Source organism: Chromobacterium sp. IIBBL 290-4, from assembly GCF_024207115.1.
In the GTDB taxonomy this organism is placed as follows: Bacteria; Pseudomonadota; Gammaproteobacteria; order Burkholderiales; family Chromobacteriaceae; genus Chromobacterium.
This window is the reverse complement of sequence record NZ_CP100128.1, coordinates 3,070,097-3,095,680: the sequence shown is the minus strand read 5'-3', so window position 1 is coordinate 3,095,680 and position 25,584 is coordinate 3,070,097. Positions and strand designations below refer to the sequence as shown.

The 25,584-nt window shown below is 62.8% G+C and carries 26 protein-coding genes; 16 read left to right on the top strand and 10 right to left on the bottom strand.

Translation table 11 applies throughout. The annotated features are described in order from the left end of the window. The first annotated feature begins 10 nt into the window (after positions 1 to 10). From NKT35_RS14515 to NKT35_RS14505, 3 genes are all read left to right on the top strand, one after another. On the top strand, positions 11 to 697 hold the full coding sequence (locus tag NKT35_RS14515) for a peptidoglycan DD-metalloendopeptidase family protein (RefSeq protein ID WP_254294153.1): 687 nt from the start codon (positions 11 to 13) through the stop codon (positions 695 to 697). A gap of 78 nt (positions 698 to 775) precedes the next feature. Continuing rightward, positions 776 to 1,987, top strand: a complete 1,212-nt coding sequence (locus NKT35_RS14510) for a DUF1615 domain-containing protein (RefSeq protein WP_254294150.1) — start codon at positions 776 to 778, stop codon at positions 1,985 to 1,987. A 111-nt stretch (positions 1,988 to 2,098) separates the two neighbouring features. After that, entirely contained in the window at positions 2,099 to 3,127 is a 1,029-nt protein-coding gene (locus tag NKT35_RS14505; RefSeq protein ID WP_254294148.1) for a DUF475 domain-containing protein, read from the top strand. A 55-nt stretch (positions 3,128 to 3,182) separates the two neighbouring features. Here NKT35_RS14505 and NKT35_RS14500 read toward each other — a convergent pair whose 3' ends face one another. The 9 genes from NKT35_RS14500 to coq7 all read right to left on the bottom strand — a co-directional run bounded on the left by NKT35_RS14500 (position 3,183) and on the right by coq7 (position 11,254). Continuing rightward, positions 3,183 to 3,818: a hypothetical protein gene (locus NKT35_RS14500; protein WP_254294147.1), complete on the bottom strand. Its 636-nt coding sequence runs from the start codon at positions 3,816 to 3,818 to the stop codon at positions 3,183 to 3,185. Positions 3,819 to 4,080: 262 nt separating this feature from the next. After that, on the bottom strand, positions 4,081 to 4,806 hold the full coding sequence (locus tag NKT35_RS14495) for a hypothetical protein (protein WP_254294145.1): 726 nt from the start codon (positions 4,804 to 4,806) through the stop codon (positions 4,081 to 4,083). Positions 4,807 to 4,994: 188 nt separating this feature from the next. Then, positions 4,995 to 5,591: a hypothetical protein gene (locus NKT35_RS14490; protein ID WP_254294144.1), complete on the bottom strand. Its 597-nt coding sequence runs from the start codon at positions 5,589 to 5,591 to the stop codon at positions 4,995 to 4,997. Between the two features lie 196 nt (positions 5,592 to 5,787). Beyond that, positions 5,788 to 6,150 (bottom strand): fumarate reductase subunit FrdD, encoded by a 363-nt coding sequence (gene frdD, locus NKT35_RS14485; protein WP_254294142.1) that lies wholly within the window; start codon positions 6,148 to 6,150, stop codon positions 5,788 to 5,790. Next, positions 6,147 to 6,545, bottom strand: coding sequence for a fumarate reductase subunit C (locus NKT35_RS14480; protein ID WP_254294140.1), 399 nt, complete (start codon positions 6,543 to 6,545; stop codon positions 6,147 to 6,149). Before NKT35_RS14480 ends, frdD begins: the two co-directional genes overlap by 4 nt. Continuing rightward, the gene (locus NKT35_RS14475) at positions 6,542 to 7,288 is read right to left on the bottom strand and encodes a succinate dehydrogenase/fumarate reductase iron-sulfur subunit (RefSeq protein ID WP_254294139.1); all 747 of its coding nucleotides are present in this window, start codon (positions 7,286 to 7,288) and stop codon (positions 6,542 to 6,544) included. The genes NKT35_RS14480 and NKT35_RS14475 overlap by 4 nt, the downstream gene beginning before the upstream one ends. Next, positions 7,285 to 9,060, bottom strand: coding sequence for a fumarate reductase (quinol) flavoprotein subunit (gene frdA / locus NKT35_RS14470; RefSeq protein WP_254294137.1), 1,776 nt, complete (start codon positions 9,058 to 9,060; stop codon positions 7,285 to 7,287). The genes NKT35_RS14475 and frdA overlap by 4 nt, the downstream gene beginning before the upstream one ends. 12 nt (positions 9,061 to 9,072) lie before the next feature. Further along, positions 9,073 to 10,401: an anaerobic C4-dicarboxylate transporter gene (locus NKT35_RS14465; RefSeq protein WP_254294135.1), complete on the bottom strand. Its 1,329-nt coding sequence runs from the start codon at positions 10,399 to 10,401 to the stop codon at positions 9,073 to 9,075. A gap of 232 nt (positions 10,402 to 10,633) precedes the next feature. Beyond that, the gene (gene coq7 / locus NKT35_RS14460) at positions 10,634 to 11,254 is read right to left on the bottom strand and encodes a 2-polyprenyl-3-methyl-6-methoxy-1,4-benzoquinone monooxygenase (protein ID WP_254294133.1); all 621 of its coding nucleotides are present in this window, start codon (positions 11,252 to 11,254) and stop codon (positions 10,634 to 10,636) included. Positions 11,255 to 11,384: 130 nt separating this feature from the next. Here coq7 and ppa point away from each other — a divergent pair, with 130 nt between their 5' ends. The 5 genes from ppa (at position 11,385) to NKT35_RS14435 (ending at position 16,183) form a co-directional block, all read left to right on the top strand. Next, entirely contained in the window at positions 11,385 to 11,912 is a 528-nt protein-coding gene (gene ppa, locus NKT35_RS14455; protein WP_254294131.1) for an inorganic diphosphatase, read from the top strand. A gap of 166 nt (positions 11,913 to 12,078) precedes the next feature. After that, on the top strand, positions 12,079 to 12,789 hold the full coding sequence (locus NKT35_RS14450) for a hypothetical protein (protein ID WP_254294129.1): 711 nt from the start codon (positions 12,079 to 12,081) through the stop codon (positions 12,787 to 12,789). Between the two features lie 297 nt (positions 12,790 to 13,086). Beyond that, positions 13,087 to 14,463 carry an MFS transporter gene (locus NKT35_RS14445; RefSeq protein WP_254294126.1) on the top strand — a complete coding sequence of 459 codons (1,377 nt, stop codon included), beginning with the start codon at positions 13,087 to 13,089 and terminating at the stop codon, positions 14,461 to 14,463. Between the two features lie 9 nt (positions 14,464 to 14,472). After that, on the top strand, positions 14,473 to 15,060 hold the full coding sequence (locus tag NKT35_RS14440) for a hydrolase (RefSeq protein ID WP_254294124.1): 588 nt from the start codon (positions 14,473 to 14,475) through the stop codon (positions 15,058 to 15,060). 70 nt (positions 15,061 to 15,130) lie between these two features. Further along, a complete protein-coding gene (locus NKT35_RS14435) occupies positions 15,131 to 16,183 on the top strand; it encodes a LysR family transcriptional regulator (RefSeq protein ID WP_254294123.1) in 1,053 nt (350 codons plus the stop codon). 187 nt (positions 16,184 to 16,370) lie between these two features. Here the strand turns inward: NKT35_RS14435 and NKT35_RS14430 are convergent, their stop codons facing one another. Further along, positions 16,371 to 16,940, bottom strand: coding sequence for a phasin family protein (locus tag NKT35_RS14430; protein WP_254294121.1), 570 nt, complete (start codon positions 16,938 to 16,940; stop codon positions 16,371 to 16,373). A gap of 394 nt (positions 16,941 to 17,334) precedes the next feature. On the opposite strand from NKT35_RS14430, the gene minC reads away from it, so the two are divergent. The 8 genes from minC (at position 17,335) to NKT35_RS14390 (ending at position 25,457) form a co-directional block, all read left to right on the top strand. Then, positions 17,335 to 18,069 (top strand): septum site-determining protein MinC, encoded by a 735-nt coding sequence (gene minC, locus NKT35_RS14425; RefSeq protein ID WP_254294118.1) that lies wholly within the window; start codon positions 17,335 to 17,337, stop codon positions 18,067 to 18,069. A 23-nt stretch (positions 18,070 to 18,092) separates the two neighbouring features. After that, positions 18,093 to 18,905, top strand: a complete 813-nt coding sequence (gene minD, locus NKT35_RS14420) for a septum site-determining protein MinD (protein ID WP_254294116.1) — start codon at positions 18,093 to 18,095, stop codon at positions 18,903 to 18,905. Positions 18,906 to 18,908: 3 nt separating this feature from the next. After that, the gene (minE, locus tag NKT35_RS14415) at positions 18,909 to 19,166 is read left to right on the top strand and encodes a cell division topological specificity factor MinE (protein ID WP_011136924.1); all 258 of its coding nucleotides are present in this window, start codon (positions 18,909 to 18,911) and stop codon (positions 19,164 to 19,166) included. A 3-nt stretch (positions 19,167 to 19,169) separates the two neighbouring features. Next, positions 19,170 to 20,108 carry a LysR substrate-binding domain-containing protein gene (locus tag NKT35_RS14410; protein WP_254294115.1) on the top strand — a complete coding sequence of 313 codons (939 nt, stop codon included), beginning with the start codon at positions 19,170 to 19,172 and terminating at the stop codon, positions 20,106 to 20,108. Positions 20,109 to 20,116: 8 nt separating this feature from the next. Continuing rightward, positions 20,117 to 20,545, top strand: coding sequence for a VOC family protein (locus tag NKT35_RS14405; protein ID WP_371926510.1), 429 nt, complete (start codon positions 20,117 to 20,119; stop codon positions 20,543 to 20,545). 90 nt (positions 20,546 to 20,635) lie between these two features. Beyond that, complete coding sequence (locus NKT35_RS14400; protein ID WP_254294113.1) at positions 20,636 to 22,660, top strand: M3 family metallopeptidase; 2,025 nt, start codon at positions 20,636 to 20,638, stop codon at positions 22,658 to 22,660. 84 nt (positions 22,661 to 22,744) lie between these two features. After that, a complete protein-coding gene (locus NKT35_RS14395) occupies positions 22,745 to 24,757 on the top strand; it encodes a M3 family metallopeptidase (protein ID WP_254294111.1) in 2,013 nt (670 codons plus the stop codon). A gap of 109 nt (positions 24,758 to 24,866) precedes the next feature. Continuing rightward, a complete protein-coding gene (locus tag NKT35_RS14390) occupies positions 24,867 to 25,457 on the top strand; it encodes a pyridoxamine 5'-phosphate oxidase family protein (RefSeq protein WP_254294108.1) in 591 nt (196 codons plus the stop codon). Positions 25,458 to 25,584 lie beyond the last annotated feature (127 nt).

The following is a 25,584-nucleotide window of genomic DNA, read 5'->3' as shown; positions in this document are numbered from 1 at the left end:
AATCGAGCGCATGCACTTCCGCTCTCTGATTATTTGTAGCAGCTTATTGCTGGCAGCCTGCGCGACGCCTCCCGCGGCGGACGCGCCTGCGCCTGCCGGCTTCTATCGCGTACAGGCCGGCGACACGCTATACCGCATCGCGCGCAAGTACAAGCAAAGCGTGGCCAGCCTGTCCCGCTGGAACCAGCTGGCTGATGCCTCCAATATCCAGAAGGGGCAGCTGCTGCGGGTACAGCCGCCGTCTCAAACGGCGAAGCCGCAAGCCGGCAAACCGGCCGCGACGCCCGCCAAACCGGCAGAAAGCAAACCCGCTCCGCCGCCAGCCAAGCTCGACATCAAGCTGCAGTGGCCGGCCGATGGCGCGCTGATCGCCAAATTCGACGGCAACCGCAACAAGGGGCTGGACATCGCCGGCAAGGAAGGCGACCCGGTGCGGGCGGCCGCCTCAGGCAAGGTGGTTTACGCGGGCAAGGGCATACGCGCCTACGGCAACCTGATCATCGTCAAACACAATGACAGCACCCTGACCGTCTACGCCCACAATCAGAAGCTGCTGGCGCAGGAAGGCCAGCAGGTCAGCGCCGGGCAGCAGATCGCCGCCATGGGCGACAGCGGCGCGGACCGGGTCAAGCTGCACTTCGAGCTGCGGCTGGGCACCCGCGTGGTCGATCCGGCGGCCTATCTGCCGGCGCGCTAGGCCTGGTCTGGCCTTGCCTGCGGGCAAGGCATCGCCTAAGCTCGGCCCACGCCTTTTGCTCAAATGCATAATCAAAACATGAAACGCTTTTTGCCCATCTCGCTCAGCCTGCTGTTGGCAGCCTGCGCCGCTCCGCTCGCGCCCATCGCGTCCGCGCCTCAAGAAACCGTGCCGCCCATCGCCTCAGCGCCAGAGCCCATGCTTCCCGCGCCCGCCTCGCCGCAGCCTGCCGTCAGCGCGCCTCAGCCCGTTCCGCCGCCGCCAAGCAAGGCCGCGCCGCCCATGGGCCGGCAAGTCATCGCCCGCGCGGTGCCGGCCAAAGCGCATGACAGGCAAGGATGGATCAACGACATCGACAGCGCCTTCCGTCATTTGCAGATCCCGGCCACGGCCGAATACTCCTGCGCGCTGGCCGCCGTCATCGAGCAGGAGTCCAGCTGGCAAGGCGACCCGGTGGTGCCGGGGCTGGACAAGATCGTCTGGGGAAAAATCGAAGAGAAGGCCCACCGCTATCTGGTGCCGCTGACGGTGGTGAAGACCGCCCTGCTGAAGACCTCGCCCAATGGCCAGAGCTACAAGACCCGCATCGACAATTTGCGCACCGAACGGGAGATGAATCTGTTGTACGAGGACATGGCCAAGGAAGCGCGCAAGATGGGCCTGCCCTTCGAGATGAAAAACCCCATCCGCACCGGCGGACCGATGCAAGTCAGCGTGGAGTTCGCCGAGGGCCATGCCCGCGTCTGGCCCTACCCCTACCCGGTGCAAGGCAGCATTCGCCATGAGGTGTTCAGCCGCCGCGGCGGCGTCTACTTCGGCGCGGCCATCCTGTTGCAATATCCCGCGCCGTATCAGGACATGAAATACCGCTTCGCCGACTTCAACGCCGGCCGCTACAGCAGCCGCAACGCCGCCTTCCAGGCCGCGCTGGCGCGTTTGAGCGGCCACAAGCTGGCGCTGGACGGCGACCTGTTGAACTACCAGGGCGGACAGACCGCCGGCAGCCAGCGCGCCGCGCTGGCCATCGCCTCTAAAATCGGCATGAGCGCGGCCGACATCCAGCGCGATCTGAAGCTGGAAAAGAACAGCGCCTTCGGCCAAAGCGAACTCTATCGCAAAGTCTTCGCCGCCGCCGACCGGCAGGCCGGACACGCATTGCCTCGCGTGGAAATGCCGCGCATCGATCTGAAAAGCCCCAAGATCACCCGCAAGCTGACCACCGCCTGGTTCGCCGACCGCGTGGATGGCCGCTATCAGCGCTGCATGGCAGCGCAAGGCGCCGCGTCTTGATGCCATCGGTCTGATTTGAGCTTATAATCCGCGACAGCGAACGGCCGGTCTCCCCGGCCGTCATCGCATTCAAAACAGCGGATCCTCCGCAATAAAATCAGGTATTTGCACATGCGCTCCACTTTTTCTTTTTTCCGCGGCTCGCTGCTGTTCAGCGCCGCGGCGCTAGCCATGGTCGGCTGGTATGGCTATGGGCAGGGCGGCGCGGAAGCCGCCAGCGCGGCCTTGCTGACCACCTTGGTGCTGGCAGTGCTGGAGACCAGCGTCTCCTTCGACAACGCCGTCGTCAACGCCGGCATTCTCAAAGTCATGAGCCCGCGCTGGCGGCAGGTGTTCATGACGCTGGGCATCGCGGTCGCGGTGTTCGGCATGCGCATTCTGTTCCCTTTGCTGATCGTATCCACCGCCGGCGGCGTGCCGCTGAGCGAGGCCTTCGTCGTCGCCACCGAGCAGCCGCAACGCTATCAGCAGATCATGCATGACAGCCATTTGATGATCATGGGCTTCGGCGCCACCTTTCTGCTGATGGTGGTGGTGGAGTACTTCGTCCAGCATGAAAAAGACGAGCACTGGCTGCCCGGCGTCGAACCCCTGCTGTCGCGCCTGGGCAGCGTGGAAAACGCCCAATCGCTGGTCACCATCCTGGTGGTGGCGGCCGTGGCCGCCTGCGTGCCGGCCGGCCAGCGCATGGCCTTCATCAGCAGCTGTTTCTGGGGCTATGTGGTGTTCATGGCGCTGCATATGTTCAAGCAGTTGTTCGGCGGCATGGGCATCAAGACCGCCGCGGCCAGGAATGGCTTGATCGGCTTTATTTATCTGGAAGTGCTGGACGCCAGCTTCTCGATGGACGGCGTGATCGCCGCCTTCGCCATCACCAGCGATTTCTGGCTGATCGCCGCCGGCTTGGGCATAGGCGCGATGTTTGTGCGCTCCTTGACCATTTATCTGGTGGAGCGCGACGTGATCGGACAGTTCAAGTATCTGGAAGTGTCGGCGTTCTGGGCCATCGCCGCATTAGTCGCCATCATGTTCGCCGCCGCCTTGCATGTGGAGCTTGGCGAGGTGACGACCGGCCTGATCAGCGTGGCCATCATCGGGCTGGGCATCGCAACCAGCCTGCCCTCCCGCAAGAAACATTAAAGACAAAGGCCGGATCGCTCCGGCCTTTTCACTGTCCGCCTACGGCCTGCCTGGCTCAGGCCGTGGTATTGATCAGCACGCCGACGCTGCTGCCGGCGCCAAGCGGGCCGAGCTGCAAATTGGCGTTAAGTTGCTTCATAAACGCCTGCAATGAGATTTGAGCCCCCTGTCCGCCTGTTCCATCGGATAAATTCTGGAAGGCCGCTTGCAAAGAGGATGTGGCGTCGTTCTGCGCTCCGCTTGCCACGTCTTGCAACAACTGCTGGAGATTGTTCTGAAAACCTCCATAGCCGCTTGACCCGCTCTGCCCGCTCGCGCCGTTGTTTTGATTGGGATCGCCGCTGGTTTCGGCAGATGCGCCGGCCAGCTGCGCCAACTGAAACAAAGAGTATACGAATTGTTGAACTGCCTGCTGCGGATTGCCGCCGCTGGCGGGGTCTATAGCCTGGGAGCCGCTGCCGTCGCTGCTTGTCGCCACCCCGGTCGAGGCCTTGGGCTGCCACAAGCCGGACTGCTGCATAGCTTGCAGAACGCCTTGCGTCAGCTCCTCGCCGGGCGAGAGGCCTCGCTGCTGGCCTGCCGCTCGCGCCGCGCCACCCGATGGCGCGCCCAACGCTTGAGACGAAAAGTCCGGATTATTCTGCACATACTGCGAAGAGATGCCGCCCGCGCTCACCGACCCGACTGACATGGTGCCCTCCCGCTAGAATTCGGGTTTCGATTAACAGTAAAGGCCTGAATTACAAACAATTAAGATAAATGCAATTTAAAACTCATATTCATAATTGTTTGTTTTCTTGCGATAGGCAATACGTTTTTTGAACCGCGCGGCAAGGCTCCAGCGACAAACCATTCCGTCCGCGGGGCGGGCCGGAAATGAGAAAGGCCGGATCGCTCCGGCCTTTCTCAATTGCAAACTGACATTAGACGCCCCTCACGGGGCTATCGCGCGCTCAAGCCGAGGTGCTCAGCAAAGCGCCCACGCCGGCGCTGGAGCCGAACTGGCCCTGCTGCAGATTATTGCTCAGATTCTGCAAGAAGGTTTGCAGCGAAGATTGAGATTGGCCGCTTCCGCCTTGCCCCAGCGCTTGCTGCAAATTCTGGAACGCGGTTTGCAAAGTGGAGGTTGCGCCGTTCTGCGTGCCGTTGGAGATATCTTGCAGCAGCTGCTGCAGATTGTTTTGCAGATTGCCATAGCCGCCGCCGCTCACGCCGCCGGCTCCGCCCGCATCCTGGTCCGAGCCGCCGGAATCGACATCGCCGTCTCCATCCGAATCGCCGCCAGACGAGGCCGCGCCCGACGCGGACGATGCGCCTTCTTGCTGCAAAGCCTGGAACAATGAATGGATGAAGGCATGCACCGCTTGCTGCTGATTACCGCCGCCTGCGGCGCTCACCGCGCCATTGGCATCGGTGCCGTCGCTAGAGGCGCCATCGGCGGAAGAGGCGGACGAACTGCCTGAGGCGGACTGCAACAGACCCGATTGCTGCAAAGCCTGCAACACATCCTGCCCCAAACCGCCGCCACCGCCATGATGGTGATGATGGCCGCCGCCGCCCCCGCTGCCCTGAACCGAACCGCTGCCGGATTGCCCGCTATCGCCGGACAATGTTTCCTGGATGCTGACCTGAGTGTACTGCAATGAAATGGAGCTATTGCCCAAAGACCCGACTGACATGATGCTCTCCTTCCGGAAAACCAAAGACCCGCCCTCAGCTTGCGCTGATAGCGGTATATCGGCACCGCTGCCAGCTGGCGTAGGCGCAATCTGCAAATATTTGTTAATAAAAGGAAAATACAGATTCGCGCCTACTTCATCATGGCTCATGGATCCGCCTGCCGCAATACTTTATGCCGGCAAATGGATCAGGCGCGGGTATTGACCAAGGACCCTAGGCCTGAGGAAGAAGAGAATTGGCTGTTGTTCTGCAGATTCACCAGGTTCTGCATGAAATCGTGCAAGGCCGCCTGCTGAGAAGGGGCCGCAGCCGGCGCGCCGCCCAACTGCTGCTCCAGGTTCTTGAACGCCGCCATCAGTTTGGTGGTGGCGGGATTGCGCACGCCATTGCTGACGTCCTGCAGCAGCTTCTGCAGATTATCCTGAAAGCCGCCATAACCGCCGGCATTGGTACTCGTCGATGAGGAGCCGCCTGCGCCGTTCAAGCTTTCCGCCTGCACCGACTGATAGAGCGTCAAGACAAAGGAGTTGACCGCCTGCTGGGCGCTGACGCCATTTGCGGTCGCGCTGCTCTGGCCGCTGCCCGATACATTCAGGCCTGTAATCTGCAAGGCAGCGACCGCATTCTGGCTCAGGCTGCCGCCGCTGTTGCCAAAGGGGCTGGAAGCCTGCGAAACGCCTGGAAGCTGGCCTGATGACAGGCCAGCCTGTTGCGAGGGATTGACCGACGGCATCGCCGGCGCAAAGGAAACACTGGAGTAACTGCCGATCGCGCTGACAGACATCGCCTTCTCCCTGCATTCAACGCTCTACGTTTCCGCACAGTCTCTGGCGGCCATATAGCTTTTTTGAACGCATTTTAAATAAAACAACCATGAATAAAGCCATCATGGAACATAGTTCAATATAAGATGAACTGGGAGAATAGCTAGTTGTTTTTACTGAGTGCCTTTCCTTCAAGTAATTGATTAAAAATAGTATTCAAACACCCAACAGCAGCGCCGCCGCCCACAGTGTCCCCGCCGCCGCCACGCCATAAGTCAGCGACTTGGCCAGCGGTCCGCCATGAATGCCGATATCGTGCAGGCTATGGTAAATGCGGTGCGCCGCATGCCACAGCAGCAAGCTGATCAGCCCCCACAACACCGCCTTGCCGATCAGGTTTTGCGCCAGCGCCAGCGCGCCCTGATAGCTGGCCGCCTTGGCCGGCAGCCAGCCCAGCGGCGCGGCGAAGCCGGTGATCCACACCAGCATCGGTCCAAACAGCGCCGCCAACATGCCGCCGGCGCCGAACAAGCCCCAGAAAATGGGGGCATGCGAACGCTTCAATTGCCGGTTTTTCATTGCGAAATCCCCCATGCGATGCCGAGCAGCGCCAGACTGGCCAGCAAGGTGGCGATGAAACCGCCGGCGGTGATGGCCGCGGCGGAAACGCGCTTGCCGCCTATGATCAGCGGCGGCAGCGTGCGCGGCATGATCTTGAACCAGGTGTAGCTGTGGTAGCCGATCATCAACAACAGAATCAGGTGCAACAGCATGGACAGGGGGCTTTGCAGCGCCGCGATGAAGCCGTTCCACGCCGCCTCGCCCTGGCTCAGCCGCCACAGGCCGAACAACAGCACAAAGGCGTAGGCCGCGACGAACAGCGCCGTGCCCTCGTGGATCATGTACTCGATGAAATATGGGTTCTTCCGCCACCAGCCTGGCATCGGCCGGACATAAGGCTTGCGCTTGTTCATTTGCAACCTCCCTTGGGCCGGGCGAAGCGCAGGAAATAATCCTTGGCCACCGCCGTCTTGTTCAGGTTCACCGCATTGGCCGGGTCCACCGCCTTGGGGCAGACTTCCGAGCAGTAACCGACCGCCGTGCAGTTGAACACGCCTTCCTGCGCCGCCAGCAGCTCCATGCGCTGCTCGCAGGCGCCGTCGCGGCTGTCCTGGTTGTAGCGATGCAGCAGCGCGATGGCGCCGGGGCCGAGGAAGTCCTGATTCAGCCCGTATTGCGGACAGGCGGCGTAGCACAGCAGGCAGTTGATGCAGCCGCTGAACTGGGCGTACCAGTCCATCTGCGCCGGCGTCTGCTGGTACTCGCCCTCGGACAAGGGCTTGTCTTCCTTGGGCACGATATAGGGCGTGATGCTTTCCAGCTTGTCTATGAAATCGTCCAGCACCACCACCAGATCGCGCTCGATCGGGAAGTGATTCAAGGCCTCGATGCGCACCTTGCCGGGGTAATCGCGCAGAAAGGTCTTGCAGGCGAGCTTGGGCACACCGTCCACCATCATGCCGCAACTGCCGCAGATGGCCTGGCGGCAGGACCAGCGGAATGCCAGCGTGCCGTCCAGGTAGTCGCGGATGTATTGCAGGCCCTGCAACACCGACATGTCATCGCTGTACGGCACCTCGAAGCTTTGCAGCCACGGCTCCTTGTCCTGCTCTGGCCGATAGCGCATCACCTCGATGCTCATCGTCTGGTCCGTCATGCCTGTTCTCCTTTTTCTGCGGCCACCCCCGCCGCGCCGTAAGCGCGGACGCCGGGTTGGGACGTGGTGATCTTGACCGCGCCGTACTCGATGCGCGGCGCCGCGTCTGGCTGATAAATGGCGTGGCTATGCTTGAGGAAGTTGGCGTCGTCGCGCGCCTCATAGCCATCCAGCCGCTGGTGGGCGCCGCGCGATTCCTTGCGTTGCAGCGCCGAATGCGCCATCGCCTCGGCCACATCCAGCTGGTAACCCAGCTCGATGGCCAGCAGCCAGTCGCTGTTCCACACGCTGGACTTGTCTTCCACGTTGACGTTGTTGAAGCGCCGCTTCAGCTCGGCCAACTTGTCGCAGGTGGCTTGCATGCTGTCTGCCATCCGATAGATGCCGCAGCCGGCCTCCATCGTCTCCGCCATCTCGCGGCGCAGATCGGCGATGCGCTCGGTGCCTTCCTTGGCGCGCAGCGCATGCAGGCGAGCCTCCGCCGCCTCGGCCTGTTTCAGCAAAGACTCGCGCTTGGCAGGCTTTTGCTCTCGGGCGAAACGGGCGGCCTCGACGCCGGCCACCTTGCCGAACACCGACAGCTCGGCCAGCGAGTTGGAGCCCAGCCGGTTGGCGCCGTGGATGCCGACGCTGGAGCACTCGCCCGCCGCGTACAGGCCGGGCATGGGCGCGGCGCAATGGCCATCGACCAGGATGCCGCCCATGGTGTAGTGCACCGCCGGGCGCACCGGAATCGGCTCCTTGGCCGGGTCGATGCCCAGGAATTCCTCGGCCAGTTCGCAGATCTGCGGCAGCCGCTCGCGCAGCTTGGCGTGGCCCAGGTGGCGCAGGTCTAGATATACCGCCGAGCCCCAAGGGCCCTGCACGGTGCGGCCCTGCTGCTGCTCGTACCAGAAGGCCTGGCTCAGCCGGTCGCGCGGACCCAGCTCCATGAACTTGTTGCGCGGCTTGTCCTCGGCCGGCCCCAGGCCATAGTCCTGCAGATAGCGGTAGCCGTCCTTATTGATCAGCAGGCCGCCCTCTCCGCGACAAGCCTCGGTGAACAACAGGCCGGTGCGCGGCATGCAGGTGGGGTGGTACTGGACGAACTCCATGTCGCGCAGCGGCACGCCGTGGCGGTAGGCCAAGGCCATGCCGTCGCCGGTGACGATGCCGCCATTGGTGTTCTCGCGGAACACCCGCCCCGCGCCGCCGGTGGCCATCACCACCGCGCCGGCTTCTATCAGCACGCTGTCGCCGCTGGCGATCTCGATGGCCAGCACGCCGCGCGCCTGGCCGTCTTCGACGATCAGATCGGCGCAGAAGTATTCGTCGAAGCGCTGGATCTGCGGAAACTGGATGGAGGTCTGGAACAAGGTGTGCAGCATGTGGAAGCCGGTCTTGTCGGCGGCGAACCAGGTCCGCTCTATCTTCATGCCGCCGAAGGCGCGCACATTGACGCTGCCGTCCTCCTTGCGGCTCCACGGACAGCCCCAGTGCTCCAGCTGCACCATTTCTTCCGGACACTGGCGGACGAAATACTCCACCACATCCTGCTCGCACAGCCAGTCGCCGCCGGCCACGGTGTCGTGGAAGTGGGCGTCGTAGCTGTCATGGTCTTGCTTGACCGCCGCCGAGCCGCCCTCCGCCGCCACCGTATGGCTGCGCATCGGATACACCTTGGACACCAGGGCGATCTTGAGCCTGGGATCGAACTGGGCGGCGGCGATGGCCGCCCGCAATCCGGCGCCGCCGGCACCGATTATCACCACGTCTGCTTGACAGGTTTTCACGCGCTTCCCCTATCAGAAGTAAAAATGCGTCAATGCGTAGGCCGCCACCGTGGACACGCCCACCCCGATCAACCCCGGCATCATGAAGCTGTGATTGAGCAAATATTTGCCGATGCGGGTGGTGCCGCTGCGGTCCATATTGATGGCCGCCAGGTCGCTGGGATAAAAAGCGAAGAAGAAATAGGCGTAGCAGGACGGCATGATGGCCAGGAGCTGATGCGGCGTCAGGCCCAGCGCCAGGCCGAACGGCACCATGATGGTCAGCACGGCGGCCTGGCTCTTGACGAAGGCGGACACGGCGAACATCGCCAGCGCGAAGGTCCAGGGCGCGTACTCCACCATCACCTTGATATTGTCGACCAGGAAAGCCTGGTTGGCTTTGACGAAGGTGTCGCTCATCCAGGCAATGCCGAAGATGGACACCACGGCGATCATGCCGGCGGTGAACACCTCGGAGCGGGCGATGGCCGCCGCCTTGGCATTGGACAGAAACAGGATGAAGGCGCCGCAGGCCAGCATCACGAACTGCACCGCCGTGGTCATCGGCACCGTCTTGCCCTTTTCATCGATGGGCAGCCAATGCGGGAACAGCGCCAGCAACACCACTAGCAGAATGCCGGAGAAGAACAGGACCACCGCCGGCTTGGCGTGGGCGGGCAAGGTCTTGTCCAAGGTGGTGACGGATTTCTCGATAGAGGCGCGAAAATCCGGGTCTTGCAGCCGCGCCTGGTATTCCGGGTCCTGGTCCAGCTCGGCGCCGCGCTTCAGGCTCCAGAACGCGGCGGCCAGCACGCCGATCAGGCCGGCCGGAATCGTGACCATCAGAATTTGCCACAGCGTCAACGGCTGGCTGCTGTGCGCGGTCATCGCCAACAATGAAGTCACGGCGGCGGCGGCGGGGCTGGCGGTGATGCCCATCTGCGAAGCGACGCTGGCCATGGCCATCGGCCGCTCCGGCCTGATCTTAGTCTTCAAGGACACATCGGCAATCACCGGCAGCAAGGAATACACCGCGTGGCCGGTGCCGACGCACATGGTCAGCAAGAAGGTGGACAAAGGCGCGAGGAAGGTGATCTGCTGCGGATGCTTGCGCATCACCTTTTCCGCCTGCTGCACCAAAAAATCCAGCCCGCCCGCCACCTGCAGCGTGGCCGAGGCGGTCACCACCGCCAGGATGATCAGCATCACCGTGATCGGCGGCTCGGCCGGCGCCGCGCGAAAGACAAAAGCCAGCACGGCCACGCCCAGCCCGCCTATCATGCCCAGCGCCACCCCGCCGCGCCGTATCCCTATCAGAATGGCGGTCAGCAGCAGCGCGAATTCAATCCAGAAAGTCCACATGCCTGCTCTCCTTGGCCGCAGCGCCTGCGCCCAGCCGGGCCGGCAACTGAAACCGATTGCTATCGCATCTGTTTATATGGCATCGCCAGGGTGGAGCGGTTAGACCTTGATCAAGCAAGCGGACAGGCGGTTGACTGGATATGAACGCGGCATGGTGTTTCCGGACAAAGTTTGAGGCAGGACAAATAAAAAGCCGGCGCGAGGCCGGCTTGAATGAGTATCCAACGGGGCTTTACAGGTGATAACTGCTGCCGGTCATCACCTTGGCAGACAGTTTCATCGCCGCCTTCAGCGGGGCCGGCAGCTCGGCCGCGCCCAGCTCATGCGCCATCTCGGCATGCTGCAGTTCGTCATCGCGCATCTGCGCCACGATGGCGCGGCTACGCGCGTCATCTTCCGGCAGCGTTTGCAAATGGCTATCCAAGTGCGCGCCGACCTGGCGCTCGGTTTCCTGCAGAAAGCCCAGGTTCCATTTATCGCCCAGCACGCCAGCCGCCACGCCCATCGCCAGCGAGCCGGTGTACCACAGCGGATTGAGCAGGCTGGGCCGGCCGCCCAGCTCGCGGATGCGGCGCTCGGTCCAGGCCAGGTGCTCCACCTCTTCCTGCGCCGCCTGCTTCAACGCTTCGCGCGCCGACGGATCGCGCGCGGTCAGCGCCTGGCCTTGGTATAAGGCCTGGGCGCACACCTCGCCGCAGTGATTGACCCGCATCAGGCCCAGCGCGTGCTTTTTCTGCTCCGGGCTCAGATCGGCCTCGGCCACATCCTGGTCTGGATGCGCGCGGCCGCTGTTGGCCGGGGCGCACAGCGTGCGCAGGCCCTTGTCCAGTTCAATGATCAGCTTGTCCAGCATAGCCGCGCCACTCCCGCATGCAATATTCGTCAAACCTGCGATTATACCTGGACGGCACAGCCGCGGCAGCAGCTGATATAATCGATCGGTTAATCCCATTTATTTACATCAACACGAAGGATTGCGCGCAATGAACCTCGCAAGCATCGGCCCGGGCAAGGATATGCCGGGCGACTTCAACGTCGTCATCGAAATCTCCGCCAACGCCGCTCCGATCAAGTACGAATTCGACAAGGACTGGAACACGCTGGTCGTTGACCGCTTCATGGGCACCTCCATGATGTACCCGGCCAACTACGGCTTCGTGCCGCAAACTCTGGCCGGCGACGGCGATCCGGTAGACGTGCTGGTGGTGACCCCGTTCCCGCTGCCGCCGGGCGTGGTGGTGCGCTGTCGCGCCCTGGGCCTGATCAAGATGGAAGACGACGGCGGCGTGGACGCCAAGCTGGTCGCCGTTCCGGTTGAAAAGCTGTGCCCGATGTACAAGTCCATCCAGAAGCTGGAAGACCTGCCGGAACTGCTGCGCGCGCAGATGGTGCACTTCTTCGAGCACTACAAAGATCTGGAAAAGGGCAAGTGGGTCAAGATCCAGGGCTGGGGCACGCTGGAAGACGCCAAGACCGAACTGCTGGAAGGCATCGAACGCTTCGGCAAGTAAGCCAAACGCGTCCAAGCAAACCGGCCCTGTGCCGGTTTTTTCGCATTTACCGATGCTGCATTGCAGCATTCCATCATTTGACGGGATAATGGTTTGCCGCGGCAGCCATCTTCTGCCACGCTTATTTGAACCGGCGCCGAAAGGCGGCGGCCATCCGGTATCCGCAATGAGCATCTCCTTCCACATCCGGGGCCAGGCTCCGCATCTGCCATGGTTCTTGCGCCGACTTGAAGCGCAAGGGCTGGCCGCTGCGCGCGAACCTGCCGCCACGCGGCTGCCCGCCGGATGGATGGGAATCGAACTGGAAGACTGCTGGCTGGACCTGGGCCGCGATGGCGACCACGCCTTGGCCGAACGATTGGCGCGCTGTGCCGCGCTATCGCTGCCCGTTGTCGAGCTGAGGGGCGACTGGAGCCCTTTCGCCGCCGAGCATGGTTTCATGCTCTTGATCGGCAACCCGCCGGCTCCGGATAGCGCGGCCTGCCGGATGCTGGATGCCCTGGCCCCGGCGCCAGGCTGCTGGCTGCCCTGCGGTCCGGCCCACAGCGCGCGCTTTTGCGAGCGCGTCTTCATTGCGCTGCAACATCAGGGGTTAGGCTCGCTGCGGCAACCCGACGGCGCGCCGCATGCTTTGCAGTGGGAAGCGATGCTGGAAAGCCAATGGCGCATCGCCGACAAGCTGGCTGAACTGGCGCAGGGCTATCTGGCCGAGCGCGTCGGCCTGCTGCCGCCCTATCCCAGCCCGCTGCCGGAAGCGGCCCAGCACTTCGCAGCCGCGCTCGCCCGCGCCATCCTGCTGACGCTGCCTGATCCCGCCGTGCGTGGCGAATGGTTGGCGCGCATCCAAACCATCCTCGCCAATCAAGGCGCGAACTAAGACCCTCCCCACTCAGGGCCGCTTGAGCCGCATGTCCCGAACGCCTCCAGGCGGGCGGTCCCGCCCGCCATAACCAGCCACAACGCTCCAGCCCCTTTCCGTCATTGACGCCGCCAATGCAGGCATCACAACAATCCATTTCATCAAGAAAAGCAGAACCGCTATGGTAGTCGCTCCCGGGCAGCAAGCCTCGCCAACCCAAGCTGCGACCAAGCCATGAAAATCCTCCCATCGCAAAAAACACCCCCTGCCGACACGGAATGCCCGACGCGACTGCGGCTGCCCAGTCGATTGATCTTGCCCATCGCGCTAGGCACCCTGCTCAACGCCTTGAATTCCTCGATGATCGCCGTCGCGCTGCTCAGCATCCAGCAATCCTTCTCATCGCGCAGCGCCCTGCACTCCAGCTCGGAATCGATGTGGCTGGTGTCTGGCTTATACCTTGCCACCGCGGTGGGGCAGCCGACCATGGGACGATTGGCTGATCGTTTCGGCGCCAAGCGCATTTTCTGCCTGGGCCTGGCCATCGTGCTGCTGGCGTCCGCGCTGGCGCCTTTCGCGCCATCCATCGGCTGGCTGATCGCCGCCCGCGTCGGACTGGGCCTGGGCACATCCGCCGCCTACCCCGCCGGCATGGCCATCATCCATGCCTGGTCCAGCCGCAACGCCGCCGGCGGCACGCCCATCGGCGGGCTCGGCGTCATGTCCATCGCCGGACAAGTGGCCGTCGCCTTCGGCCCTCCGCTGGGCGGCCTATTGGTGCAATGGGCAGGTTGGCGCTCCATTTTCTGGATCAATGCGCCCATCGTATTGATCGCCTTCGCGCTCGCCTGGCGCTGGCTGCCGGCGGATGCCGCCCTGAGCGACGGGAAGAAAAAAGGAACGCTTGGCGATCTGGACCTTCCCGGCGTGACGCTCTTCATCCTGACGCTTTCCAGCCTGCTGTTATTCCTGCAGTCGACACCGCGCGAGCCCAACTGGTGGCAGCTGGCCCTGACGATGTTTTTATGTCCTGCGTTGATCCAACGCGAGCGCATGGCCCAGGCGCCGCTGATCGATGTCCGCATGCTGAGCCAGAACCGGCCCTTGCTCGGCGCCTATCTGCGCTGCATCGGTTCCTATGCGGTGTTCTACGCGATTTTCTATGCCTTGCCGATGTGGCTGCAGGAAGCGAAAGGACTCTCCGCCGCCGAGGCCGGCCTGCTACTGCTGCCCATTGCGGCGCTTGGCGCCGCGACAACCATGATCGCGACTCGCATTGCGGACCGCTACGGTTCTCGCCCGGTGCTGATCATCGGCACGCTCATGCTGTGCATTGGCAGCGCGGCGATGTGTTTCATCTCATCCAGTTTGCCGGTGTGGAGCATCGCGCTGCTATCCGTCGTCTTTGGCATGCCCAATGGCTTCAACAACCTCGGCAACCAGGCCACGCTTTACCAAAGCGCGCCGCCCGAGCAGATGGGCGCGGCCTCCGGCCTGTACCGCACCGCGCAATATGTCGGCGGCAGCTTGTCGTTTTCCCTCGTCAGCCTGACCCTTGGCCATCCCGCCGGCGACCACGGCCTGCAGCAACTCGCCCTGATCCTGGGCGCCATCAGCCTGCTGCTCTTGCTCAACGCGGCCTCAAGCCGGCACATCGACGCCGCCGACCCCGTCATTTCTCAACCAACATAAGGCTTATCCATGCCTAAACCTACCCTAAATCGCCAAGTCGCCCTGCTCGCCATCGATCTGCAAAACGGCATCGTCTCGCTGCCGGTTTCGCCCTACACCGGCGCGCAAGTGGTTGCCAAAACGGTAGCACTCGCCGCGGCGTTCCGCGCGCTCGATCTGCCGGTCATCTATGTGCGCACCAGCTACCAGCCGGATGGAGCCGTCGCGCTGAAAGTGAAGACCGATGCGCCGCATTCGCCGCCGAATCTGGACCCGGACTGGAGCGTCCTCGCGCCGGAACTGGGCGTGCAGCGGCATGACCTGGTAATCACCAAGCACCAGTGGGGCGCATTCACCGGCACCAATCTGGATGTGCAACTGCGGCGCCGCGGCATCACCGGCCTTGTCCTGACCGGCATCGCCACCAATATCGGCGTCGAGTCCACCGCTCGCCAGGCTTATGAAAACAGCTACAACGTCATCATCGCCAGCGATGCCGTCAGCACATTATCCGCCGATGCGCAGGCATTCGCCCTGACCCAGATCTTTCCGCGGCTGGGGCAAGTCTCGGACAGCGAAGAGATCATTCAGGCCTTGCGGCAAGCATTTTCGCGCTGAGCTCAGGGGCGCCGAGGCGTCCCTTCCTCCCGCCGAACCTGGTCATTTCATTGCCGGAGAGGCTCCCATATTGAAAATTTTGGCGGCCGCCAGCCTGCCCCGCTTGGCCGGTGCCCCAGAGTCGCCGCCATTCCAAATAACTGAAATAATGGCCTGGGCTTTAAGACATACCAATGGAAGCTTCATGAACCTACGCTCGACAGACTTGAATCTACTGGTCATCCTGGACGCGCTGCTTACGGAGAAACACGTCACGCGGGCGGGTTTGAAACTGGGCTTATCGCAGCCCGCCGTCAGCAATGCGCTGTCCCGCCTGCGCGACCAGTTCAAAGACGAGCTGCTGGCGCGAACCGCAAGCGGCATGGAACTGACTCCAAGGGCCCAGGCGCTGATAGAGCCCACGCGGCAAATCATGCAGCAGATCAAAGCGCTCTTCGAGTCTGACTATCAATTCGACCCGCGAACCGCGCATCGGCAATTCGCCGTGCGGATGTCGGATCTGACGGAACTGCTGCTGTTGCCCACCCTATTGCGCCGAGTGCGCGAGGCAGCGCCGAAGCTATCCATGAATATCATGCACCTGAACGCCGCGCAGACGGCGGCGGCGCTGGAGACGGGACAATTGGATATGGCGATCAGCGCGCGACTGGAAAATGTCGACACGCTGTCTTCGGTGAAAGTGTTTCAAGATAGGATGGTCTGCGTGCTCAGCCGCCACCACCCCAACGCCGACAAGCCTCTGACGCTGGAAAGATTTCTGGCGCTCGACTTTCTGAACGTATCGATCACCGCTGGCCAGCATAGCCTGATCGATGCGCAGCTGAACGAAATCGGCTGCGCGCGCCGGATCGCGCTCAATATCCCGCACTGGTTCACCGCGCCCAATATGCTGCACGCCCTGCCCTACGCCATTATCATGTCTGAGCGGCACGCATTAAGCCTGAATGATCCGCAGCTTGTCATACACGATCTGCCGCTGCCCATCCCCGATCTGAGCTGGACACTCTATTGGCATCAGCGCCACGACAAAAGCCAAGCTCACGCCTGGCTGCGCGACCGCATCATCGAGACGGCGAAATCGCTGCAGCATGGCGATGCGGCCCTTCAGGGCTGCGCAAGCTGATCCGGTTCGCCCAGCATCGAAACTGCCGGCCCCGCAGCGCCTTCAGCGGCGGATGGGAGCGCGCCAGCATCGCGCTGGCAGGGCATCGGCAAAGAGAAAGGGCCGGAACAAGTCCGGCCCTGGGTCCATCTACTCCGCTCCGCCGCATCCCGATCGCATCCGACCGAGGCAGCCGAGCCCGCGGCTATCAGGCAGCGGTAGTCGACGCGGTTTTCTTGCGCGCTACGGCGGCGCTGGCGGCCTTGGCCGAATTGGTGGCGGCTTCCACGCCGGCTTCGGCGATTTCGGCGCTGACCTTCTTGGCGGTCTTGGACACGCTTTCAAAAGCGGCGGTCGAAGTGTTCAGCAAGGTCTTCAGCGCGGCGACGGCGATGTCGGAGCCGGCCGGGGCGTTCTTGGACAGACGCTCCAGGCTGCTTTGCAGCGCCTTGTTGTTCTCGGCGATCTGCTCTTCGACAAAGCTGGACAGCTCGTTCTGAGTGGCCAAGGCGGCGTCGTAGACATTGCGGGCGGCGGAGAAAGCTTGATCCAGCACCGGCTGGGTCAGGCCGCTTTGCACTTCGCCCAGCGCCTTGACGTCCTTGACTTCGCTCAGCGCCTTGAAGGCTTCGGCGTTGTCATTCAGCAGTTTGCGGGAAAGATCCAGTTGCAGGCTGGCGAAACGCTCGGCGCCGGCCAATACGATGGAGGACAGACGGACAGCCTTGTCGAACTGAGACTGGCCGAGAGCGGAGAGTTCCTGAGTGGTGGTGAACATGTAATCAACTCCTAAATTGTCATGAAGACTGCGACCTGGTAATGCAGCAACAAAACTGTCGGTTCACGAATATTGCATCGCAACAATCACACTTTACCCCAGCAAGCTAACTGACGTCAACGTAATGGTGCACTGCACAACTCGCTAAGCAACTATTTTGTATCCGTTTTTACCACAGCATCATTCCAGATTAATGACAGTCCCGCACCTGTCCTTGCAGGCCAGACTTCCAAGACAAACTTTGCATTGCAACAATCTTCGCCAGACTATCGGCAGCGGTTTTCGACGCGGCGGCGGCGCAAAGTCCAGGCGGCCGCGCGCCGCCATTGAAAGCCGGGCCCCAAGCCAGTACACTCCCTCATAGAAGAAATCTATCCAGGTATAAAGCTATCTCATGAGCCCTGCGGCCAACGCCTTTGATATCAAATCCGCCAGCCTGGACCTGCTGGCCTTATTGTTGCGCACCGATAACCTGGACGAATTGAGCCAGGCGCTGGACGCGCGATTCGGCACCAGCAACGACGCTCCGGCGGAAGCCTTCGTGCTCGACGTGGAAGCGCTGCCGCGCCCGGCCGAGCTGGACCTTGGCCGACTGCTGCCGCTGTTGAGCCGCCGCGGCATCCGCGCCGTGGCATTGCGCCATCCGGACAACGCCATGGCCGCTGTCGCCAGCCGCTTCGGCCTGGCCTTCGCCAACAGCGCGGCCCAGCCGCGCTCGGTGCAGTCTATCCAGGAGCCCGCCAAACCGGCAGCCGAAACGGTTGCGCCCATCGCCGCGCCCGCGCCCGCGCCCGCCGCCACCATGATCATCGACCGGCCTGTCCGGGCCGGCCAACAGATCTACGCCAAGGGCTGCGACCTGGTGGTGCTGGCCATGGTCAGCGCCGGCGCCGAAGTGATCGCCGACGGCAACATCCATGTGTACGCCCCGCTGCGCGGCCGCGCCCTGGCCGGCGCGCGCGGCAATGCCGAGGCGCGCATCTTCGCCCGCAGCATGGAAGCGGAACTGGTGTCCATCGCCGGCGTCTATCGCACCATCGAACAAGCTTTGCCCGACAGCATTCTGGGCAAACCCACCCAAATCTATCTTGAAAACGAGCGGCTGGTGATGACCGCGCTCGGCGAGTAACACCTTATTCAAAGGAAAGCCCCGTGGCAAAAATCATCGTTGTGACATCCGGCAAGGGTGGCGTAGGCAAAACCACCACTAGCGCAAGCTTCGCTTCCGGCCTGGCACTGCGCGGCCACAAGACTGTGGTGATCGACTTCGACGTCGGCCTGCGCAATCTGGACCTGATCATGGGCTGCGAACGCCGCGTGGTCTACGACCTGATCAATGTCGTCAATGGCGAAGCCAGCCTGAACCAGGCCCTGATCAAGGACAAGAACTGCGACAACCTGTTCATCATCCCGGCCTCGCAAACCCGCGACAAAGACGCGCTGACGCTGGAAGGCGTGGAAAAAGTCTTGAAGGAACTGGCCGACGCCGGTTTCGACTACATCGTCTGCGACTCTCCGGCCGGCATCGAGAAGGGCGCGCTGATGGCGCTGTACTTCGCCGATGAGGCCCTGATCGTCACCAACCCGGAAGTGTCGTCGGTGCGCGACTCCGACCGCATCCTGGGCATCCTGTCGTCCAAATCCAAGCGCGCCGAGGAAAGCCGCGAGCCGGTGAAAGAGCATCTGCTGATCACCCGCTACGCGCCGGGCCGCGTCGACAAGGGCGAAATGCTGTCGGTGGAAGACGTCAAGGAAATCCTCCGCGTGCCGCTGATCGGCGTGATTCCGGAGTCGCAAAGCGTGCTGCAAGCCTCCAACTCGGGCACCCCGGCCATCCACCTGAAGGGTACGGATGTGGCCGAGGCCTATACCGACGTGGTAGCGCGCTTCCTGGGCGAAGATCGCCCGATGCGCTTCCTGGACGCCCCCAAGGTGGGCATCCTCAAGCGCCTGTTTGGAGGTTAAGTCATGTCATTGATCGATATGATTTTTGGCAAGCGCCAAAAATCCGCCGCCATCGCCAGAGAACGTCTGCAGATCATCCTGGCCCACGAACGCAACGGCCGCCACGCGCCCGACTATCTGCCGGCGCTGCAGCGCGAGCTGATGGAAGTGATCTCCAAATACGTGTCTGTCAATCTGGAAGACATCAAGGTGCAAGTGGAACGCCAGGACGATTATGAAGTCCTGGAGGTCAACATCGTGCTGCCGGAGCATCAACGCTAAGCCATGACGCTGACCGAACTGCGCTATATCGTGGCGGTGGCGCGCGAGCGCCACTTCGGCCGCGCCGCCCAGAGCTGCTTTGTCAGCCAGCCCACGCTGTCCATCGCCATCAAAAAGCTGGAGGATGAGCTGGGCGTCACCCTGTTTGAACGCGGCGGCCAGGAAGTGGCGGTCACCGAGATAGGCGAACGCATCATCGAGCAGTCGCAGCGCGTGCTGGAAGAGGCGGACACGGTGAAACGGCTGGCCGGCGAGCATCAGAACGAACTGGCCGGCCCGCTGAAGCTGGGGGTGATCTTCACCATCAGCCCCTATCTGCTGCCCAAGCTGATTCCGGCGCTGCGCATCCTGGCGCCGGACATGCCGCTGATCCTGGAAGAGAACTACACCTCCAGGCTGGCGGAAATGCTCAAGCGCGGCGAGGTGGACGCCATCATCGTCGCCGATCCTTTCGAGGAAACCGGCATCGAAGCCTGGCCGCTGTACGACGAGCCTTTCGTCGTCGCCATGCCCAAGGGCCACCACTGGGAAAAGATGGACGCCATCCCGGCTTGCCAGTTGTCCGAGGAAAGCGTGCTCTTGCTCAGCCCCGGCAACTGCTTCCGCGACCAGGTGCTGCAAACCTGCAGCGAACTATCCAGCCGCCCCAGCTATGGCAACAGCCTGGCCAGCACGCTGCAAGGCAGTTCGCTCAACACCATCCGCCACATGGTGGCCAGCGGCATGGGCGTCACCGTGATGCCGGCCACCTCCATCGGCCCGTCCGATGAGTCCCTGCTGTCCATCGTGCCGTTCAGCCAGCCGGCACCACAACGCCGCGTGCTGCTGGTGACGCGCAAGCAGTTCTTCCGCAAAAAGGCGATAGACACTTTGCAACAGGCCGTGTTCCGTTCCGGCCTCGCCGGCGTGTCCATGCTGGAAGACGAGCCCAAACTCGCCTAAGCTCATGCCTGATCACCCGCCCGCCGATTCCATTCGGCGGGTTTTCATTTGCCCCACAAAAGGACATTGTCATTAAAAATCTGGCTTCCATCGAAATCAAAGCCTTCATTCCCTGCAAAGATTTCCAGCTCTCCCAGGCCTTCTACCAAGACCTCGGCTTCGAGCGCAAATCAGTCAGCCATGATGTCGCCTATTTCGCCCACGGCGATTGCAGCTTCCTGCTGCAGGACTACTACCATCCCGAAGCCGCCGCCAATTGCATGATGCATCTATTGGTGGAGGACGCCGCCGCCTGGCATGCGGAGCTGACCGCCCGCGGCATCGCCGGAAAGTACCAAATCAAAATAGGCGAATTGAAACAACAGCCGTGGGGCATGCTGGATTTCCCGTTGACCGACCCGTCCGGCGTGTTGTGGCACATCGCCCAGAACCTCTGACAAGCGCATCAGCATTCGCTGTTTTGTTTTCAAAACAAACAATGCTAGAGTCATTTTCAGACTTTTACCGCCCATACAGAGACAATCGACATGTCCGCCAATCCCTTGCTGCAAGCCTGGAACACCCCGCACCAACTGCCGCCCTTCGATCAGGTTCAAGCCGAGCACTTCGAGCCGGCATTCGATGTCCTATTCGCCGAGCACCTGGCCGAAATCGACCAGCTGGCCGCGCTGAACGAGCCCGCCAGCTTTGAAAACACCGCCGCCGCCTTCGACCGCAGCGGCTTGCGCCTGGAGCGCGCCCAGTTGCTGCTGGACAACCTGACCGCCTCGCAAAGCTCGCCTGCCTTGCAGGAAGTGGAGCGCAATATGGCGCCCAAGCTGGCCGGCCATCACAGCCGCATCCATATGCATGAAGGGTTTTTCGCCCGGCTGGATCAGGTGCATGCCCGCCGCGCCGAACTGGGCCTGAGCGAGGAACAAGACCGCCTGCTGGATCTGATCCACCGCAACTTCGTCCGCGCCGGCGCCAAACTGCAAGGCGCGGATCGGCAACGCTACGCCGACGTGGTCGGCAAGCTGGCGGAACTGACCACCGCCTTCAGCCAGAACGTGCTGGCGGACGAAGCCGAATACACACTCGTGCTGGAAGAGCAAGATCTCGCCGGCCTGCCCGCTTTTCTGATCGACGCCGCCCAAGCCGCCGCGCAAGCGCGCGGGCTGGCAGGCTGGGTGATCACGCTGTCGCGTTCGGCTGTCGTGCCTTTCCTGACCTTCTCGCCGCGCCGCGATCTGCGCGAGCAAGCCTGGCGCGCCTGGACCGGCCGCGGCGAACACCCCGAACGCGACAACCGTCCGCTGGCCAAGCAAATCCTGGCCTTGCGCGTGGAGCAAGCCCGATTGCTGGGCTTCGCCAACTTCGCCGACTACGCCATCGCCAACCGCATGGCCGGCACGCCCGCCGCCGTGCATGCCTTGCTAGAACAGGTGTGGGAGCCGGCCAAAGGCCGTTTCGAAGCGGAGAAGGTTTTGCTGCGCGAGGAAGCGGCCAAGTTGGGCGAACCGACCGACATCCAGCCCTGGGACTGGTTCCATCTGGCCGAGAAAGTGCGCATCGCCCGCTACGCGCTGGACGACGCCGAGATCAAGCCCTACTTCAGCCTGGACAATATGATTGCCGCGATGTTCGACGTCGCCGGCCGCCTGTTCGGCCTCAGCTTCAGCGAACGGCATGACCTCAAGCTTTACCACCCGGACGCGCGCGCCTGGGATGTCAGCCGCGCGGGCCAAATCATCGGCCTGTTCCTGGGCGACAACTTCGCCCGTCCGCACAAACGCGGCGGCGCCTGGATGCACTCCTATCGCTACCAAAGCCGAAATGGCGGCGAAACGCAGCCCATCGTGGTCAATAACAATAACTTCGCCAAGGCCAGCCATGGCCAGACCCTGTTGAGCGCCGACGATGTCCGCACGCTGTTCCATGAGTTCGGCCACGGCCTGCATGGTTTGCTGTCCAATGTGGAGTACCGTCTGCTGGCGGGCCCCAACTGCCCGTGGGACTACGTCGAGCTGCCATCGCAACTGATGGAAAACTGGGCGCTGGCGCCCGAGATTCTGGAAAAGCATGCCCGTCACGCCGAAACAGGAGAACCTATCCCGGCCGAACTGGTAGCCAAGATCAAAGCGGCGCGCCACTTCAACCAGGGCTTCGACACGGTGCGCTACACCGCCTCCACCCTGATCGATCTGGCCCTGCATCAGCGCGCCGACGCTGACGGCGTGGACATCTCCGCCTTTGAGGCAGCCGAGCGCGAGCGGCTGGGCATCCCGCCCGAAGCCGGCATGAACCACCGCCCGCCGCACTTCGGCCATATCTTCTCCGACGACGCCTACGCCGCCGGCTACTACGTCTATATGTGGGCGGAAGTACTGGAAGCCGAAGCCTTTGCAGCCTTCGAAGAAGCGGGCGATCCGTTCAACCCGGAACTGGCCGACAAGCTGTACCGTCATATCTACAGCGCCGGCGACGCCCGCGAGCAACGCGCGGCTTTCCGCGCCTTCCGCGGCCATGACCCGCGCGCCGAAGAGATGTTGAAGAACCGCGGGCTGATCTGAGGCCTGATGGCGGGCGAAAACGCCGCCGTCCTCGCCCGCCGTCGCCCAATAAACCCCGCAAGCCGGAACACGTAAAGGAAAACCATGGACAACCCGTTGCTGCAAGCCTGGGACACGCCGCATCAACTGCCGCCCTTCGACCGGATCCGCGCCGAGCATTTCGCGCCGGCGCTGGAGCAACTGATGGCGGAACACCGTCAGGCCGTTGACGACATCGCCAGGCAAACCGAGCCGGCCACCTTCGCCAACACGCTGGAAGCGCTGGAATCTGCGGCCTTGCCGCTGAGCCGGGTTGCACTGGTTTTCCAGAATCTGTGCGCCTCGCATTCGTCGCCGGAGCTACGGGCTGCCGAGCGCGACTTGGCGCCCAAGCTGGCGGCCCATCACAGCGCCATCTATCTGAATGAGACGCTGTTCGCCCGCCTGGACGCCGTCGCTAAGCAGGCCATGGAACTGGAGCTGGACGCGGAAGCCCGCCGCCTGCTGCAACGTCTGCACCGCGACTTCACGATGGCCGGCGCCTGTCTGCAAGGCGAGGCGCGTCGGGGATTCTCCGACGCGGTCGCCGAACTAGCCCGCCTATCCGCGGAGTTCGGCCAGAATGTTTTGGCCGACGAGGCCGAGTACGCGCTGCAACTGCGCGACGAGGCCGAACTGGCCGGCTTGCCGGCGGCGCTGCGCGCATCGATGGCGGAAGCCGCGCGCCAACGCGGCCTGGAAGGCCATGCCGCAACGCTGGCCCACTCTTCCGCCACCGCCTTTCTCGCTCACGCCAGCCGCGCCGATCTGCGCGAGGCCATCTGGCGCGCCAAGACCCGACGCGGCTCGCAAGCCGGGCGCGACAACCGCCCCCTGCTCTGCCGCATCCTGCAATTGCGGCAAAAACAGGCTCGCTTGCTCGGCTACGCCAATTACGCCGACTACGCGCTGACCGACCGCATGGCCGGCGAGCCGCAGGCGGTCTACCAGTTGTTGGAGCAGGTCTGGGAGCCCGCCAAGGCATTGTTCGAGCGCGAAAAGCGACAACTGCAGGCGCTGGCGCGCAAGCTGGGCTTGAGCGAAGACATTAAGCCCTGGGACTGGCGCTATCTGGCGGAAAAAGTCCGCTTAGAGCATTACGCGCTGGACGATGCGCAAGTGAAGCCTTATTTCAGCCTGGAAAGCATGCAGGCCGCCATGTTCGACGTCGCCGGCCGCTTGTTCTGCCTGAGCTTCGAAGAACGGCACGACCTGCCTCGCTACCACGCGGACGTCCGCACTTGGGAAGTCAGCCGCCACGGTCAATTGATCGGCATCTTCCTCAGCGACCACTTCGCCCGCCCCAGCAAGAAGGGCGGCGCTTGGAACAGCATCTACCGCGCCCAGGGAAGGCATGGCGGCATTTCCCTGCCCATCGTCGTCAACAACACCAACTTCGCCAAAGGCGCGCCGACGCTGCTCAGCTTCGACGACGCGCGCACGCTGTTCCATGAGTTCGGCCATGCCCTGCACTGCCTATTGTCCGATGTGCGCTACCCGCGCCTGGCCGGCTCAAGAGTGCCGCGCGACTACGTGGAATTGCCATCGCAATTGATGGAGAACTGGGTGCTGGCGCCCGGGATACTGGACAAGCACGCCCGCCATGTGGAAACCGGCGCAGCCATCCCTCCGGAGCTGGTGGCCAAAATATTGGCCGCGCAGAATTTCCAGCAGGGCCATGCCACCGTGCGCTACGCCATTTCGGCGCTGCTCGATCTGGCGCTGCACCAGCAGGCAGACGGCATTGACGACCCCGACGCTTTCGAGGCCGAGCTATGCCGCCGCTACGGCCTGCCGCCGGAGGCCGAGCTCGCCCACTCCCTGCCGCACTTCAACCACCTGTTCAACGGCGGTTACGCCGCCGGCTATTACGTCTACCTGTGGGCGGAGGTGCTGGAGGCGGAAGCCTTCGCCGCATTCGAAGAGGCCGGCGATCTGTTCGACCCGGAACTGGCCGACAAACTGCACCGCCATATCTACAGCGCCGGCGACGCCCGCGAACAGCGCGCCGCCTTCCGCGCCTTCCGCGGCCATGAGCCGCAGGCGCAAGCGATGCTGAAAAAACGCGGCCTGATCTGATCAGACCGCGCGAAGCCGGCAAGCCGCTGACTCGCAAGCGTCGGCGGCTTTTCTTTATTGGCCGCCAGCACACTCAATCTCTGATCCGACAATTTCCGGAAGCCGCCAAATGCCCCAGCCCTTGAATCGCCTGCAAGCCTTCTATCAAGCCGCCATTGAGCAAAACGATGCTTGCGCCCACTTCGCCACCTTCATCACGGTGGACGAAGAGGGCCAGCCCGCCTCGCGCATCGTCACGCTGCGCGCGCTGGACGAAAACGGCATCGTATTGAAAGTCAATGCCCACAGCCCCAAGATCCGCCATTGGCAGGCCAACGGCAAATGGGAGCTGAGCGGCTTCTGGCCGCTGCAAATGGTCCAATACCGGCTGCGCGGCCAGGCCAGCCTTGGACAGTGCGAAGCCACCCGCCGCGATTGGCAGAACAGAAGCCGCGCGGGCCAGCTGCCGGACCTCTACCATCAGCTGGCGCGCCCGCAGAGCAGCCCGCTGCCCTCGCGCGAGGTCTTGCTCGCCGAGGCCGAGGCATTGCGGCAGAACTTGCCGGCACAGGTGGAAACGCCGCCTGGCGTGTGTGTTTTGACGCTGCGGCCTGAATTCGTTGAAATCGGCCACGCTTCGCTGGCGGATAGGCTGCATGACCGCCGGATCTATCGCCGACAAGCCGGCGCCGACTGGGAGTCGACCATATTGGTGCCTTGAAAGGAAACACAGTCCATCGCCCGCGCATCTGGCCATAAGCGATCTTTACAACAGCCATCAATCCAAAAGCATTTTAAAATATCAATGTCATTGCTTGTTTCATATATCGTCTGAATACTGTGGCTAT

What these genes read in the sequence shown, in the direction of transcription:
- NKT35_RS14510 (WP_254294150.1), top strand. Translation starts at nt 776, where the DNA reads ATGAAACGCTTTTTGCCCATCTCGCTCAGCCTGCTGTTGGCAGCCTGC.
- NKT35_RS14430 (WP_254294121.1), bottom strand. Translation starts at nt 16,940, where the DNA reads ATGTTCACCACCACTCAGGAACTCTCCGCTCTCGGCCAGTCTCAGTTC.
- minC (WP_254294118.1), top strand. Translation starts at nt 17,335, where the DNA reads ATGAGCCCTGCGGCCAACGCCTTTGATATCAAATCCGCCAGCCTGGAC.
- NKT35_RS14490 (WP_254294144.1), bottom strand. Translation starts at nt 5,591, where the DNA reads ATGTCTGTCAGCGCGATCGGCAGTTACTCCAGTGTTTCCTTTGCGCCG.
- minE (WP_011136924.1), top strand. Translation starts at nt 18,909, where the DNA reads ATGTCATTGATCGATATGATTTTTGGCAAGCGCCAAAAATCCGCCGCC.
- NKT35_RS14475 (WP_254294139.1), bottom strand. Translation starts at nt 7,288, where the DNA reads ATGACGGACCAGACGATGAGCATCGAGGTGATGCGCTATCGGCCAGAG.
- frdD (WP_254294142.1), bottom strand. Translation starts at nt 6,150, where the DNA reads ATGAAAAACCGGCAATTGAAGCGTTCGCATGCCCCCATTTTCTGGGGC.
- NKT35_RS14465 (WP_254294135.1), bottom strand. Translation starts at nt 10,401, where the DNA reads ATGTGGACTTTCTGGATTGAATTCGCGCTGCTGCTGACCGCCATTCTG.
- NKT35_RS14440 (WP_254294124.1), top strand. Translation starts at nt 14,473, where the DNA reads ATGCCTAAACCTACCCTAAATCGCCAAGTCGCCCTGCTCGCCATCGAT.
- NKT35_RS14500 (WP_254294147.1), bottom strand. Translation starts at nt 3,818, where the DNA reads ATGTCAGTCGGGTCGGTGAGCGCGGGCGGCATCTCTTCGCAGTATGTG.
- NKT35_RS14400 (WP_254294113.1), top strand. Translation starts at nt 20,636, where the DNA reads ATGTCCGCCAATCCCTTGCTGCAAGCCTGGAACACCCCGCACCAACTG.
- NKT35_RS14505 (WP_254294148.1), top strand. Translation starts at nt 2,099, where the DNA reads ATGCGCTCCACTTTTTCTTTTTTCCGCGGCTCGCTGCTGTTCAGCGCC.
- NKT35_RS14395 (WP_254294111.1), top strand. Translation starts at nt 22,745, where the DNA reads ATGGACAACCCGTTGCTGCAAGCCTGGGACACGCCGCATCAACTGCCG.
- NKT35_RS14390 (WP_254294108.1), top strand. Translation starts at nt 24,867, where the DNA reads ATGCCCCAGCCCTTGAATCGCCTGCAAGCCTTCTATCAAGCCGCCATT.
- NKT35_RS14480 (WP_254294140.1), bottom strand. Translation starts at nt 6,545, where the DNA reads ATGAACAAGCGCAAGCCTTATGTCCGGCCGATGCCAGGCTGGTGGCGG.
- NKT35_RS14495 (WP_254294145.1), bottom strand. Translation starts at nt 4,806, where the DNA reads ATGTCAGTCGGGTCTTTGGGCAATAGCTCCATTTCATTGCAGTACACT.
- ppa (WP_254294131.1), top strand. Translation starts at nt 11,385, where the DNA reads ATGAACCTCGCAAGCATCGGCCCGGGCAAGGATATGCCGGGCGACTTC.
- NKT35_RS14450 (WP_254294129.1), top strand. Translation starts at nt 12,079, where the DNA reads ATGAGCATCTCCTTCCACATCCGGGGCCAGGCTCCGCATCTGCCATGG.
- NKT35_RS14515 (WP_254294153.1), top strand. Translation starts at nt 11, where the DNA reads ATGCACTTCCGCTCTCTGATTATTTGTAGCAGCTTATTGCTGGCAGCC.
- NKT35_RS14410 (WP_254294115.1), top strand. Translation starts at nt 19,170, where the DNA reads ATGACGCTGACCGAACTGCGCTATATCGTGGCGGTGGCGCGCGAGCGC.
- coq7 (WP_254294133.1), bottom strand. Translation starts at nt 11,254, where the DNA reads ATGCTGGACAAGCTGATCATTGAACTGGACAAGGGCCTGCGCACGCTG.